We start from the raw sequence: 14,249 nt of genomic DNA, 5'->3' as shown, positions 1-14,249 counted from the left end.
CGCCGAGTCAAACGCTTTCGGGCGCTCGGCACGATGCGTCAATCGGTCGCTCGCGCAAATGAAAAACGGCGCCCACACTGCTACCATTGCTGATTTCGCAACCGCTCCCCCATCCCCTATCGTGTCCCTGGAAAGCCTGCAATCGTTTCTGGCCGATGATATGCGCGCCGTCGATCATGTCATCCGCGAGCGCCTGTATTCCGACGTGGTGCTGATCCGCCAGGTCTCGGAATACATCATCAACAGCGGGGGCAAACGCCTGCGTCCGGCGCTCGTGCTGCTGTCGGCCGGTTGCTTCGGCTACCGCGGACAGGCGCATCACGAACTCGCCGCGGTCGTCGAGTTCATCCACACGGCCACCTTGCTGCACGACGACGTCGTCGACGAATCTGAACTCCGTCGCGGCCGCGAAACCGCCAACGCGCTGTTCGGCAACGCGGCGAGCGTGCTGGTGGGCGACTTCCTCTATTCGCGCGCGTTCCAGATGATGGTCGGCGTCGACAACATGGAAGTCATGCGCATCCTGTCCGATGCGACCAATACCATCGCCGAAGGCGAGGTCCTGCAGCTGCTCAACTGCCACGACCCCGACATCGACGAAGAAAACTATCTGCGCGTGATCCGCTACAAGACCGCGAAGCTGTTCGAGGCCGCGGGACGCCTCGGCGCTGTCATCGGCGGCGGCAGCGAAGCCGACAAGGACGCACTGGCGCGCTACGGCATGCACCTCGGCACTGCCTTCCAGTTGATCGACGACGTGCTCGACTACTCGGGCGACTTCCTCAAGACCGGAAAGAACATCGGCGACGACCTCGCCGAAGGCAAGCCCACGCTGCCGCTCCTCTATGCCATGAAGCACGGCAGCGCGGCGCAGGCCGCGAGCATTCGTCACGCGATCGAACACGGCGGCCTGACCGAATTCCAGAGCGTGCTCGCCGCGATCAAGGATACCAACGCGCTGCAATACACGCGTGAAGTCGCACAGCGCGAAGTGCAGACGGCCAATGCAGCAATTTCTCGTCTGCCGGATTCAAATTCCAAAACAGCTTTGCTACAATTGGCGGCTTTCGCGGTCGAGCGAAGTTTTTGACCACGAAATCTGGTGTTTCCCGGTAGTTACAAAATCGGTTCAGTACCCACTATTGACCGTCCATCTGCCTCGGGGTGTAGCTCAGCCTGGTAGAGTACTGCGTTCGGGACGCAGGAGTCGGAGGTTCGAATCCTCTCACCCCGACCACGAATTCCCCTCTCTCGGGGCGTGGATCTCAATCTCCCTGCCAAGGGACATTCTCCCCGTACGAAGCGAATTGGCCTACACCCGACGCGGATTTGCGCGCGACGGTCACGGCTAGAATGAGGTTTTTCGCCCTGGAGCCAGCATGTCCGAACCCGTCGTCTACGATCGCAATCCTGCCGAACTCGAACTCGAGCCCGGCGAATACTGGTGGTGTTCCTGCGGGCGTTCGATGACCCAGCCGTTCTGCGACGGCTCGCACGAAGGTACAGGACTCGAGCCGGTTTCCTTCGTCATCAACGAAAAAACTACGGTCTGGCTCTGCAATTGCAAGCATACGAAGGACAAGCCGTTCTGCGACGGCACGCACGAGCAATTGCCCGACGACATTTTCTGAGCCCCGTGGGGTCGACTCCGGAAAGCGTGCTCGCGTTCTGGTTCGGCCCGCCGGGCAGCGCGGCCGAGACCGCGGCGCGCCAGCGCAAGCTGTGGTTCGGTAAAACCCCTGAGAACGATGTCGCGGTAAGCGAGCGGTTCGGCCAGACGCTCGAACAAGCCGCGCACGGGGCGCTTGACGCCTGGGCAAAGACGCCGCGCGGAAGGCTCGCGCTGGTGATCGTCCTCGACCAGTTCCCGCATCACGTCTACCGCGGCCGGCGCGAGGCCTTCGCCTGCGACGCGCAGGCGCTGACGCTGAGCCTCGCGGCGATCGCTACGGGGGAAGACCGGGAACTTGCGCCCCTCGAACGCGTATTCCTGTACCTGCCGCTCGAGCATGCCGAGTCGCTCGCGGTGCAGGAGCAGGCGGTGTCGCTATTCGAAACGCTGGCCGGCGAGGCGGCGCCGCCCGAGCGCGCCGTGTTCGATGATTTTCTCAATTACGCGCGGCGACATCGCGACGTCGTCGCGCGCTTCGGTCGCTTTCCGCACCGCAACGCGATCCTCGGCCGCGCGTCGTCACCGGCCGAAATCGAATTCCTCAAGCAGCCGGGCTCGGGTTTTTAGGCGAAGCTCATCCAGCGCCGGCGGCCGCTCGCGCTAAAATTGCGGCTTCCTGAGCGACCCGTCCGCTGTTCATGTCCCGTCAAATCCTCGTCACCTCTGCGCTGCCCTACGCCAACGGCAGCATTCATCTGGGTCATCTGGTCGAGTACATCCAGACCGACATTTGGGTGCGTTTCCAGAAAATGCGGGGCACCAACTGCCGCTACATGTGCGCCGACGACACGCACGGCACCGCGATCATGCTGCGCGCCGAGAAGGAAGCCATCACACCCGAGGCGCTGATCCAGCGCGTGTGGGCCGAACACACGCGCGATTTCGCGGGCTTCCACATCGGCTTCGATCACTATTACTCGACGCACTCGGACGAGAACCGCGAACACGCATCGAAGATCTACCTGGCCTTGAAGGACGCCGGGCTGATCGAGGTGAAGACGATCGCGCAGCTGTACGACCCGGTGAAGAACCTCTTCCTGCCCGACCGCTTCATCAAGGGCGAATGCCCGAAGTGCGGCGCGGCGGACCAGTACGGCGACAACTGCGAGGTCTGCGGCGCGACCTACAGCCCGACCGAGCTCAAGAACCCCGTCTCGGCGGTGTCGGGCGCGACGCCGGTGCACAAGGATTCCGAGCACTACTTCTTCAAGCTCGGCGACTGCGAGGCCTTTCTGCGCGAGTGGACCACCTCAGGGACGCTGCAGGCCGAGGCCGCTAACAAGATGCAGGAGTGGTTCGCGGCGGGACTCAACAACTGGGACATCAGCCGCGACGCGCCCTACTTCGGCTTCGAGATCCCCGACGCGCCGGGCAAGTATTTCTACGTCTGGCTCGACGCGCCGGTCGGCTACATGGCGAGCTTCGCCAGATATGCGAAGGACCACGGCCTCGACTTCGACGCCTGGTGGGGCAAGGATTCGAAGACCGAACTCGTGCACTTCATCGGCAAAGACATCCTGTATTTCCACGCCTTGTTCTGGCCGGCGATGCTCAAGTTCTCCGGCCACCGCCTGCCGACCGCCGTCTACGCGCACGGCTTCCTGACCGTCAACGGCCAGAAGATGTCGAAGTCGCGCGGCACCTTCATCACCGCGTCGAGCTATCTCGACCAAGGCCTCAACCCCGAGTGGCTGCGCTACTACTACGCTGCGAAGCTCAACGGCACGATGGAGGACATCGATCTCAACCTCGACGACTTCGTCGCGCGCGTGAACTCGGACCTCGTCGGCAAGTTCATCAATATCGCGAGCCGCACGGCCGGCTTCATCCACAAGAAGTTCGACGGCAAGCTCGCCGACGGCGTCGGCAACATTGAACTAATCGGCGAATTCCAGGCCGCGGCCGACACGATCGCCGCGCACTACGAGGCGCGCGACTACGCCAAGGCGCTCAGGGAGATCATGGCGCTCGCCGACCGCGCGAACCAGTATGTTGCCGACGAAAAGCCGTGGGAACTGGCCAAGGACGACGCAGCGGTCTACCGCCTGCACGAGGTCTGCACGGTCGCGCTCAACCTGTTCCGCCTGCTCACGCTTTACCTCAAGCCCGTGTTGCCCAAGCTCGCCGGCGAAGTCGAGCGCTTCCTCGACATCCCCGCCCTCACGTGGAAAGACGCGCGAAGTCTTTTCATCCGCCAGGCCATCAACGCATACAGCCATCTCATGACCCGCATCGATCCCAAATCCATCGAAGCCATGGTAGACGCCAACAAGCAGAACCTCGAACCCACTCCCGCCCCGGCCCCCGCCCGCCACGCCGAGGCGCAGGCGCATGCCGCGCAGGCCGTCGAAGCACCGAAGACCGAGACGATCTCGATCGACGACTTCGCGAAGGTCGACCTGCGCATCGCGCGCATCGCCAACGCGGAGCACGTCGAAGGCGCCGACAAGCTGCTGCGCTTGACGCTCGACGTCGGTGAACTCGGCCCCCGCCAGGTATTCGCCGGCATCAAGTCGGCCTACGCGCCCGAAGCGCTGGTCGGCCGGCTGACCGTCATGGTCGCCAACCTCGCGCCGCGCAAGATGAAGTTCGGCATGAGCGAGGGCATGGTGCTCGCCGCCTCCAACCCCGACGGGCATAAAGACGACGTGCCCGGCCTCTTCATCCTCTCGCCCGACAGCGGCGCCGAGCCGGGCATGAAGGTCAAGTAAGCCGGTGAAGACGCTGCACCTGCAGATCGAGGGCCGCGTCCAGGGGGTATGGTTCCGCGAATCGATGCGGCGCGAGGCCGAGCGCCTCGGCGTCGACGGCTGGGTAAGGAACCGGCCGGACGGCTCAGTGGAAGCAGTCGTCCAGGGGACCGACGAAGCCGTCGCGGCGCTTGTCGCCTGGGCGAAAATGGGGCCGCCGCTCGCGCACGTCGAACGCGTCGACCTCAGCGAGACGGAAGGCGAATACAGCGGCTTCGAGAAGCGCAGCGACTAGCCACCGCCACCAAAAAAGGACAAAAAAATGCCCAGCTCGCGAGAGCCGGGCAGAGTATCCACCAAAGGAGGAGGATTGGAGGAGACAACACTCAGTGACCGTTGCAGTCGCTTCGTGTTATTAGAATTCTCTAATATAACGAAATGCATGTCAAGCCTTATTCACGGGCAATTCACGAATTGGTAGTTTTATGCCAGAGGCCGCGTCGATAGACGGCGGGGTGTCAGTAGATGACGCTGACGGCCTCGGGCTTGAGCCAGCCGCCGAGCGACTCGATCAGGCGGTCGTCGAGACGGACGCGCCAGCGCTCGCCCAGGCGCACGCGGCAACGCGCGTTGTGGTTGTGGTATTCGATCCAGACGGGGCAGCCGCCCTCCTCCATCGCATAGGGCGCGAGCAGCTCGCTCAGTGCTCTCCCGCTGGACTGGCCGTTGCAGACCAGCCGGAGCCCCTGGGCGAAGCGCGTGCGCGCGCCGGCGAGATCGTAGATGCGCTCGGCCGTCACCCGCACGCCGCCTGAATAGTCGTCGCGGCTGACCTTGCCTTCGATGACGAGCAGCGCGTCGTCCTTGAGGAGATGGCGGCTCTGCTCGTAGAGCTCATTGAAGATCACGACTTCGACCTGGGCTGTCGCGTCGTCGAGCAGCAGGATCAGCATCTTGCCGCGCCGCGTCATCTGCGTGCGCAAAGACACCGCGACGCCGGCGAGCATCACGGGTTCGCGCGCGGGTTCGAGGCTGTCGAGCCGCCGCTTGGCGAAACCGGACACTTCGGCAAGGTAGGCGGTGAACGGGTGCCCGCTGAAAAAATAGCCGAGCGCGGACTTTTCCTGCAGCAGCTTTTCCTGCTCGGGCCAGTACGGCACGTCGACCAGATCCTCACCGCCGCCTTCGAGCACTTCGCCGAACAGCCCGACTTGCCCGCCGCTGCGGGCCGCGCGGTCAGCGGTCTCGAGGGCGACGCCGATCGACGCCATGAGGCTCGCGCGGTGGTCGCTGAGGCTGTCGAACGCGCCCGCCTTGACCAGCGCCTCGAGCACGCGGCGGTTCAGATAGCGCTTGTCGACCCGCCGCGCAAGGTCGAAAAGACCCTTGTACGGGCCGTTCGCCCCACGCTCGGCGACGATCGCGCCGATCGCGGCTTCGCCGCTGCCCTTGATCGCGCCGAGGCCGTAGCGGATCTCGGTTCGGCTGACCGGATCGAAGCGATAGCCGGAGAGGTTGATGTCGGGCGGCAACATCGTCAGCCCGTTGGCCCGGCAGTCTTCGTAGAAGATCCGCACCTTGTCGGTGTCCGACATTTCCGACGACATCGTCGCCGCCATGAACTCGGCCGGGTAATAGGCCTTGAGCCAGGCCGTGTGATAGGCGACCAGCGCGTAGGCCGCGGAGTGCGACTTGTTGAAGCCATATTCCGCGAACTTCTCCATCAGGTCGAACAGGCGCTCGGCGATCTTGACGTCGACCCCGCGCTTGTCGGCCCCTTCGAGAAAGATCGCCCGCTGCTTGGCCATCTCCTCGGGCTTCTTCTTGCCCATCGCGCGCCGCAGCATGTCGGCGCCACCCAGGCTGTAGCCGGCGAGGATCTGCGCCACGAGCATGACCTGCTCCTGGTAGACGATGATGCCGTAGGTCGACTTCAGCACCGGCTCGAGATCGGGATGGAAATACTCGGGTTTCTGCTTGCCCTGCTTGCGCGCGATGAAGTCGTCGACCATGCCCGAACCGAGCGGCCCCGGCCGGTTCAACGCCATCAGCGCGATGATGTCCTCGAAGCAGTCGCCCTTGAGTCGCTTTTCGAGGTCCTTCGCCGAGCGCGATTCGGACTGGAAGACCGCGGTCGTGTTGCCGTCGGCAAACAGGCGGTACACCGCCGGGTCGTCGAGCGGCAGATCCTCCAGCCTGAAGTCCTTGCGGTCTTCGTGGCGCTGCACGAAGCGGACCGCCTCGGCCAGGATCGTCAGCGTGCGCAAGCCGAGGAAGTCGAACTTGACGAGACCGATCGCCTCGACGTCGTCCTTGTCGAACTGCGACACCGCGGCGTCCGAGCCTTCGGCCTGGTAGAGCGGACAGAAATCGGTGAGCTTGCCCGGCGCGATCAGCACGCCGCCCGCGTGCATGCCGACGTTGCGCGTGATGCCCTCGAGCTTTTCCGCGAGCGGCAGCAATTCCGCGAGTTCTTCCTCGTTCCTCGCCCGCTCGTCGATCTGCGGTTCCTTTTCGCGCGCCTCGGCGAGCGAGATGCCGAGTTCGTTCGGCACGAGCTTGACGAACTTGTCGACGAAAAGATAAGGCAGGTCGAGCACGCGGCCGACGTCGCGCAATACGGCCTTGGCCGCCATCGTGCCGAAGGTCGCGATCTGCGACACTGCCGCATGGCCGTATTTGTCCTTGACGTACTGGATGACGCGGTCGCGGCCGTCCTGGCAGAAGTCGATATCGAAGTCGGGCATCGACACCCGCTCGGGGTTGAGAAAGCGCTCGAACAGCAGGTCGTAGGCGAGCGGATCGAGGTCGGTGATGCGCAGACAGTAGGCGACCAGCGAACCCGCGCCCGAGCCGCGCCCCGGCCCGACCGGCACGCCATTGTTCTTGGCCCAGTTGATGAAGTCGGCGACGATCAGGAAATAGCCTGGAAACCCCATCTGGATGATCGTCCCGAGCTCGAATTCGAGCCGCTCGGTATATTCGGGCCGCTTCGCCGCGCGCTCGGCTTCGTCCGGATAGAGGTGGGCCATGCGCTCGGCGAGCCCTTCGTACGCGCGCTGCCGCATGTAGTCGTCGAGGCCCATGCCATCCGGCGTCGGGAAGTCGGGCAACTTGCTCTTGCCGAGTTCGAGCGTGAGATTGCAGCGCTTGGCGATTTCGACGCTGTTGGCGAGCGCCTCGGGCAGGTCGGCGAAAAGCGCCGCCATCTCGTCGGGGGTCTTGAAGTACTGTTCCGCCGTGAAGGGCCGCGGCCGGCGCGGATCGCCGAGCATCATGCCTTCGGCAATGCACACGCGCGCCTCGTGCGCCTTGAAATCGTCGGCCGCGAGGAACTGGATCGGATGCGTCGCGACCGCCGGCAGGCCGAGCTCGGCGCCGATGTCGAGCAGCCCGTCGATCAGCCGTTCGGTGTGCGCCTGGCCGAAGCGCTGCAGTTCGAGGTAGTAACGGCCCGGGAAGAGCGCGGCCCAGGCCTCGGCCGCCGCGCGTGCCACAGCGGGCTTGTCGTCGATGATCGCCTGCGCGACGTTGCCGCCGTCGCCGCCCGACAGCGCCAGAAGTCCTCCGTTGTTCTCGGCGAGCCAGGACGGGTCGATCTCGGCGCGACCGCGGTGGAGATTCTCCTGGTAGGCGCGCGTCAGCAGCTCGCACAGTCGGCGGTAGCCTTCGCGGTGCTGCACCAGGAGCAGCAGGCGCGAGGGCCGGTTGCGGTCGGTCGCATTGCTCACCCAGACGTCGCAGCCGAAGATCGGCTTGACGCCCGCGCCGCGCGCCGCGCGGTAGAACTTGACCCAGCCGAAGGTGTTGGACAGGTCGGAGACGCCGAGCGCCGGCATCGCGATCTCGCGGGCCCGTTTGACCGCCTCGTCGACCCGCACCAGGCCGTCGACGATCGAATACTCGGTGTGCAGACGAAGATGGATGAAGCGGGGGTCGGTCATGGCAACGCGGCGAAATTGCAGAGCGGTATTTTACGCCCGCACCGGGGCGTGCAAAAAAACAAAAAGGCAGCCGAGGCTGCCTTCGTGTACGGGGCGTGGGCCGCTCAGTTGGCGCGGCGCTTGAATTCGTTCGTGCGGGTGTCGATTTCGATCATGTCGCCGATTTCGACGAAAGCCGCGACCGGCAGTTCGAAGCCGGTCGGCTTGATGCGCGCAGGCTTCATGACCTTGCCCGAGGTGTCGCCACGCACCGCCGGCTCGGTGTATTCGACTTCGCGAATGACCGTCGTCGGCATCTCGACCGAGATTGCCTTGCCCTCGTAGAACACCACTTCGACCGGCATGCCGTCGTCGAGATAGTTCAGCGCGTCGCCGAGGTTGTCGCCTTCGACTTCGTACTGGTTGTAGTCGCTGTCCATGAACACGTAGAGCGGATCGGCGAAGTACGAATAGGTGCACTCCTTGCGGTCGAGCGTCACGGTGTCGAACTTGTCGTCGGCGCGGTAGACCGACTCCATGCCGGCGCCGGTGAGCAGGTTCTTGAGCTTCATCTTGACCACCGAGGCGTTGCGGCCCGATTTCGAGAATTCGGCCTTCTGCACGACCATCGGGTCCTTCCCGATCATCACGACGTTGCCGGCCCGGAGTTCCTGTGCGATTTTCATGGCTGTATATCCGCTGCGAGAGCTGGTGGGGATTTTAGAAAACCCGCTATTTTATCCTTTTTTCCACAAACTCCAACAGCTTTCCAGTCAGCCGCCCCTGCCCGCTCAGGCGCGCAGCCCACGCGTCGGCGTGCCGCGTCATCGTCTCGTGGCGCACCCTGAAGGTACGCCAGCAGGAAGCGAGCTCCGGCGCTGCGGGGGTGCCGTTCCAGTGCCGCCAAAGTCCGCCGATTGCGGCGGCCGACGCTGCGTCCAGACCTTCGCTGTAGCGCGCGAGCAGGGCCTCGACCTTTTGCGCGTGCGCGCCTTCTGTCTGCGGATAGGCCTGCCACACGAGCGGCCTCGCCGCGAGTTGCGCGTGCACGCACGAATCCTCGCCGCGCACGAAGTTGACGGCACACGCCCACAACAAGCGGTCGTAATCGTCCTGGCTCAGGAAGGGCAGGACGTACACCTGGAGCGCGCCGCGCCGGTGCGTCTCGCCGGCGCGCAAGCCCGCGACGCCGAGCCACGCCGCGAGTTGCGGAATGACGCGGCCTTCGGGCACGATGCAGCTCACGGGCGCGGGGTCGCCTGCCCAGGCGTCGAGCAGCGCCGGCAGCGCCGCGTTTTGGTAGGCGAAGAGCGACACGCGCAGTTCGTCCGGCCGCGGCGACACGACGTCGAGCCGACGCCAGAAATCGGCGACGCCGTCGTCGAGAAAGGCACGCCTCCTCTCGGCAAGATCAGGCTCGATCAGCAAGCCCCCGGTCGCCTCGGTGTAACCCGGAAAGAAGAAGTGCTTGGTCAGCGGCAGGCTCGGATGCGGCGACGGCAAGCCGTGATGCGCGTCCGCCCAGGATTCCGCGGTCAGGTATTCGAGATTGATCCAGACCGGCGCGGACGCGCGCGCGCTCATCGCGTGCAGGTAGCTCTCGGGCAGCGCACAGCCGAAGGCCTCGATCACGACGTCGGCGGCCGCCGTGTCGTCGAACGGCGTACGCCAGGCGCGGACGGTCACCCCCGCGTCGAGTTGCTCGCTCCGATCCGCGTCGATGCTGGGCCAGATCCGTCGAAATGCTTCGAGGTCGTCGACCCACAGCCGCACGTCGAGATCGGGTTGGCGCGCAAGCTCGCGGGCAAGCCGCCACGCGATGCCGATATCGCCGTAATTGTCGATGACGTTGCAGAAGACGTCCCAGGTCGCACGCATCGCCGGAATCCTACCCCAGCCCCTCGCCGACGACGGGACCCGGGGCGATCCGAAGCCGCAAAAAACGCCCAGATAGCATATAAATCACGGAAGTCAACGACGCGCCGATTTTCGCGGTTTCCCCCTTGAAAAAACTCATTTACGGTAGTACAAAGCCAGAAGTTTGGTTTCAAGAACCGTGCAGGTTTGGCATTACCACAGGGCAATACCGGGTAGCGCGCTTGAATTCAGACCGACGGCTAAAAAAATCAGGCCGCCTTGTCAATCCGCCAATGCATTCTGCTACCGCGGTTTTGTTTTAGTGTTATGCCCAGAGGAGGGAGTTTGAATGGCAACAGGTACAGTCAAATGGTTCAGCGACGCCAAAGGCTTTGGTTTCATCACGCCCGATGACGGCGGCGAGGATGTCTTCGCGCATTTCTCGGCGATCCAGACCAACGGCTTCAAGACCTTGAAGGAAGGCCAGAAAGTCAGCTTCGAAGTCAGCCAAGGCCCCAAAGGCAAGCAGGCTTCCAACATCCAGCCGCAAGGTTGAGTTGAGCAGGCAACAACAAAAACCCCGCCTCGGCGGGGTTTTCTTTTGATACGGCCCCGCCACAGCGGAGTTTTCTTTTGCTACCGCCCCCGCCTCGACGGGGGTTTTTTTCGTCCGCAGGACAGCGTCACTCACATCTTCGCGACCATCGCCTCGGCGAACTGCGAGCACTTGACTTCGGTCGCGCCTTCCATGAGTCGCGCGAAGTCGTAGGTGACGGCCTTCGCCGCGATCGCCTTTTCCATGCTCGCGACGATGAGGTCGGCGGCTTCGATCCAGCCGAGGTGGCGCAGCATCATCTCGGCCGACAGGATCAGCGAACCGGGGTTGACGTAGTCCTTGCCGGCGTACTTCGGCGCGGTGCCGTGCGTGGCTTCGAACATCGCGACGGTGTCCGAGAGGTTCGCGCCCGGCGCGATGCCGATGCCGCCGACTTCCGCCGCCAGCGCGTCGGAGATGTAGTCGCCGTTGAGGTTCAGCGTCGCGATCACGTCGTACTCGTCGGGGCGCAGCAGGATCTGTTGCAGGAAGGCGTCGGCAATCACGTCCTTGATCACGATTCCGTTCGGCAATTCCATCCACGGGCCTTCGCCGATCAGCTTGGCGCCGAACTCACGCGCGGCGAGTTCGTAGCCCCACTTCTTGAAACCGCCTTCGGTGAACTTCATGATGTTGCCCTTGTGCACGAGGGTCACCGAGCGGCGCTTGTTGTCGATCGCGTACTGGATCGCTTTTCTGATCAGCCGTTCCGAACCCTCGATCGAGACGGGCTTGATGCCGATCGCCGAGGTGGCGGGGAAGCGGATCTTCTTCACGCCCATCTGCCGCTGCAGGTACTTGATGACGCGCTTCGCCTCGTCGGAGTTGGCTTCCCATTCGACGCCGGCGTAAATGTCTTCGGTGTTCTCGCGGAAGATAACCATGTCGACCTTCTCGGGCGCCTTCACCGGGCTGGGCACGCCCGCGAAGTAGCGCACTGGGCGCAGGCAGACGTAGAGATCGAGGATCTGGCGCAACGCGACGTTGAGCGAACGGATGCCGCCCGACGTCGGCGTCGTCAGCGGGCCCTTGATCGAAATCACGTAGTCCCTGACGGCGGAAACGGTTTCTTCGGGCAACCACTGGTCGCCGCCGTAGACCTTGACGGCTTTCTCGCCGGCAAAGACCTCCATCCAGGCGATCTGGCGCCGGCCGCCGTAGGCCTTGGCGACCGCCGCGTCGACGACCTTCTTCATCGCAGGCGTGATGTCGACGCCCGTGCCGTCGCCTTCGATGAAGGGAATGATCGGCGTGTCGGGCACGTTGAGGGTGTTGTCGGCGTTGACCGTGATCTTCTGGCCGGCAGCGGGGATCTGGATGTGCTGATAAGTCATGGCGAGTAAATGCTGGGTGAATTAGAGGCGGGGCGGCGCGTGGCTAACGTTAAAATGGCGTCTTTTCCGACGTTCGTTTTTCCAGCGTGGCGCGATTGATTTTGTTCAACAAACCCTATGGCGTGCTGAGCCAGTTCACGCCCGAGGGGCGCTGGCAGGGTTTGCGCGATCATCTCGCGCTGCCGGGCGTCTACGCGGCAGGACGTCTGGACGCCGACAGCGAAGGCCTGCTGATTTTAACCGATGACGGCCCGACCCAAGCCCGCATCGCCGACCCCCGGCACAAGTTGCCGAAGACCTACTGGGCGCAGGTGGAAGGCGCGCCGGCCGACGCCGACCTCGAGCCGTTGCGCCGCGGTGTCGACCTCGGCGACTTCGTCACCCGTCCGGCAGGGGCGCGCATCATCGCCGAACCGCCCAGCCTCTGGCCGCGTAACCCGCCGATCCGCTTTCGCGCGAACATTCCGACGGCCTGGATCGAACTTGTGATCGCCGAGGGCAAGAACCGCCAGGTGCGGCGCATGACGGCGAAGGTCGGCTTTCCGACGCTGCGCCTGATCCGCGCGGCGGTCGGCGAATGGAATCTGAACGGGCTACAGCCCGGCCAATGGAAGGAACTGCATGTCTGAACCGCTTCGATGGCTGCCCCACGTCGTCGTCGCCGCGATCGTCGAGCGCGACGGCCGCTACCTCTTCGTCGAGGAACACACGGCCGAGGGCCTGCGGCTCAACCAGCCCGCCGGCCACTGGGAACGCGGCGAGACGCTGATCGACGCGGTACGCCGCGAAGCGCTCGAGGAGACCGCGCACCGCGTCGAGCCGCGCGCCCTGCTCGGCTGCTATTCGACCTATTACCCGGGAAAAGACATCACCTACCTGCGCTTCGCCTATGTCTGCGAGGTCACCGGCCACGAGGCGGATAACGCGCTCGACACCGGCATCGTGCGCGCAGTGTGGCTCACGCCCGAAGAACTCGCCGCAAGCGCCGTGCCGCATCGCAGCCCGCTCGTCATGCGCTGCGTCGACGACCACCGCGCCGGGCGGCGCTTCCCGCTCGACTTCGTGAGCCACGCATGAGCACGCGCGTCGTCGTGGGCCTCTCCGGCGGTGTCGATTCGGCCGTCGCCGCGTATCTGTTGAAACAGCAGGGCTACGACGTGCTCGGCGTCTTCATGAAGAACTGGGACGACGACGACAATACCGAGCACTGCACCGCGCGCCAGGATTTTCTCGATGTGCTCGCTGTCGCCGACGTACTCGGCATCGAGGTCGAGGCGGTCAACTTCGCGGCCGAGTACAAGGAACGCGTGTTCAGCTACTTCCTCGCCGAGTACCAGGCCGGCCGCACGCCCAACCCCGACGTACTCTGCAACGCCGAGATCAAGTTCAAGGCCTTCCTCGACGACGCGATCGCGCGCGGCGCGGACTACATCGCGACCGGCCACTACGTCGGCAAGGGCCACGACACCTTCGGCCGCGCCGCCCTGCTGCGGGCGCGCGACGCCAACAAGGACCAGAGCTATTTCCTCTATCGGCTGAACCAGGCGCAGCTCTCCCCCGCCCTCTTCCCGCTCGCGCGGCTGCCCAAGCCCGAGGTGCGGGAGATCGCGCGCAGGATCGGCCTGCCCAACGCGGCGAAGAAGGACTCGACCGGCATCTGCTTCATCGGCGAGCGCAACTTCCGCGAATTCCTCGAGCGCTACCTGCCGCGCGACCCGGGCGACATGACGACACCCGAGGGCCGCGTCGTCGGCCAGCATCAGGGGCTGATGTATTACACGCTCGGGCAGCGTCAGGGGCTTGGCATCGGCGGACAGAAAGGCGGCAGCGATGCGCCGTGGTTCGTCGCCGCCAAGGACATGGCGACGAACACGCTCGTCGTCGTGCAGGGTCACGACCACCCGCTGCTGCAGCGGTTCGGTGTCGGCGCCGGCCAGCTCTCGTGGATCGCCGGCGTCGCCCCCGACCCCGAGCGCCCGTACACGGCGAAGACCCGCTACCGCCAGACCGACGCCGCCTGCCACATCACCACGCTTTACGACGACACGCTCGAACTCGTGTTCGACGCCCCGCAATGGGCCGTCACGCCCGGCCAGTCGGTCGTTCTCTACGACGGCGACGTCTGTCTGGGCGGCGGCATCATCTGCTGAACCCGCTACAATCCACGCATTCCAGACC

13 protein-coding genes and 1 tRNA gene are annotated in these 14,249 nt (G+C 64.5%); 10 read left to right on the top strand and 4 right to left on the bottom strand.

The window, feature by feature from the left end; all coding sequences use genetic code 11:
• The first annotated feature begins 121 nt into the window (after positions 1–121).
• From ispB to TBD_RS04350, 6 genes are all read left to right on the top strand, one after another.
• Positions 122–1,090, top strand: coding sequence for an octaprenyl diphosphate synthase (ispB, locus tag TBD_RS04375; protein WP_041432352.1), 969 nt, complete (start codon positions 122–124; stop codon positions 1,088–1,090).
• Positions 1,091–1,160: 70 nt separating this feature from the next.
• Positions 1,161–1,237: transfer RNA gene (locus TBD_RS04370), tRNA-Pro, on the top strand.
• A gap of 142 nt (positions 1,238–1,379) precedes the next feature.
• Positions 1,380–1,631 carry a CDGSH iron-sulfur domain-containing protein gene (locus tag TBD_RS04365; RefSeq protein WP_011311374.1) on the top strand — a complete coding sequence of 84 codons (252 nt, stop codon included), beginning with the start codon at positions 1,380–1,382 and terminating at the stop codon, positions 1,629–1,631.
• Positions 1,632–1,636: 5 nt separating this feature from the next.
• The gene (locus TBD_RS04360; RefSeq protein ID WP_041432350.1) at positions 1,637–2,239 is read left to right on the top strand and encodes a DUF924 family protein; all 603 of its coding nucleotides are present in this window, start codon (positions 1,637–1,639) and stop codon (positions 2,237–2,239) included.
• A gap of 71 nt (positions 2,240–2,310) precedes the next feature.
• Positions 2,311–4,383 (top strand): methionine--tRNA ligase, encoded by a 2,073-nt coding sequence (metG, locus tag TBD_RS04355; RefSeq protein WP_011311372.1) that lies wholly within the window; start codon positions 2,311–2,313, stop codon positions 4,381–4,383.
• Between the two features lie 4 nt (positions 4,384–4,387).
• Positions 4,388–4,657 (top strand): acylphosphatase, encoded by a 270-nt coding sequence (locus tag TBD_RS04350; RefSeq protein WP_011311371.1) that lies wholly within the window; start codon positions 4,388–4,390, stop codon positions 4,655–4,657.
• A 223-nt stretch (positions 4,658–4,880) separates the two neighbouring features.
• On the opposite strand, the gene dnaE is transcribed toward TBD_RS04350, so the two are convergent.
• The 3 genes from dnaE to earP form a co-directional block, all read right to left on the bottom strand.
• Positions 4,881–8,306: a DNA polymerase III subunit alpha gene (gene dnaE, locus TBD_RS04345; protein ID WP_011311370.1), complete on the bottom strand. Its 3,426-nt coding sequence runs from the start codon at positions 8,304–8,306 to the stop codon at positions 4,881–4,883.
• A 104-nt stretch (positions 8,307–8,410) separates the two neighbouring features.
• Positions 8,411–8,971, bottom strand: coding sequence for an elongation factor P (efp, locus tag TBD_RS04340; RefSeq protein ID WP_011311369.1), 561 nt, complete (start codon positions 8,969–8,971; stop codon positions 8,411–8,413).
• A gap of 46 nt (positions 8,972–9,017) precedes the next feature.
• Positions 9,018–10,163, bottom strand: coding sequence for an elongation factor P maturation arginine rhamnosyltransferase EarP (gene earP, locus TBD_RS04335; RefSeq protein ID WP_011311368.1), 1,146 nt, complete (start codon positions 10,161–10,163; stop codon positions 9,018–9,020).
• 328 nt (positions 10,164–10,491) lie between these two features.
• On the opposite strand from earP, the gene TBD_RS04330 reads away from it, so the two are divergent.
• Complete coding sequence (locus tag TBD_RS04330; protein WP_011311367.1) at positions 10,492–10,698, top strand: cold-shock protein; 207 nt, start codon at positions 10,492–10,494, stop codon at positions 10,696–10,698.
• A 131-nt stretch (positions 10,699–10,829) separates the two neighbouring features.
• On the opposite strand, the gene icd is transcribed toward TBD_RS04330, so the two are convergent.
• Positions 10,830–12,071, bottom strand: a complete 1,242-nt coding sequence (gene icd / locus TBD_RS04325; protein ID WP_011311366.1) for an NADP-dependent isocitrate dehydrogenase — start codon at positions 12,069–12,071, stop codon at positions 10,830–10,832.
• A gap of 86 nt (positions 12,072–12,157) precedes the next feature.
• Here icd and TBD_RS04320 point away from each other — a divergent pair, with 86 nt between their 5' ends.
• Genes TBD_RS04320 through mnmA form a run of 3 tightly spaced genes read left to right on the top strand, consistent with a single transcriptional unit; the run spans position 12,158 to position 14,221 of the window.
• Entirely contained in the window at positions 12,158–12,700 is a 543-nt protein-coding gene (locus tag TBD_RS04320) for a pseudouridine synthase (RefSeq protein WP_011311365.1), read from the top strand.
• Positions 12,693–13,148: an NUDIX hydrolase gene (locus TBD_RS04315; RefSeq protein WP_011311364.1), complete on the top strand. Its 456-nt coding sequence runs from the start codon at positions 12,693–12,695 to the stop codon at positions 13,146–13,148. The genes TBD_RS04320 and TBD_RS04315 overlap by 8 nt, the downstream gene beginning before the upstream one ends.
• On the top strand, positions 13,145–14,221 hold the full coding sequence (gene mnmA, locus TBD_RS04310; RefSeq protein WP_011311363.1) for a tRNA 2-thiouridine(34) synthase MnmA: 1,077 nt from the start codon (positions 13,145–13,147) through the stop codon (positions 14,219–14,221). Before TBD_RS04315 ends, mnmA begins: the two co-directional genes overlap by 4 nt.
• Positions 14,222–14,249 lie beyond the last annotated feature (28 nt).

This window comes from Thiobacillus denitrificans ATCC 25259, assembly GCF_000012745.1.
GTDB classification, from domain to species: domain Bacteria; phylum Pseudomonadota; class Gammaproteobacteria; order Burkholderiales; family Thiobacillaceae; genus Thiobacillus; species Thiobacillus denitrificans_B.
The sequence above is the reverse complement of the archived record's forward strand: the minus strand, read 5'-3'. Positions and strand labels throughout refer to the sequence as shown.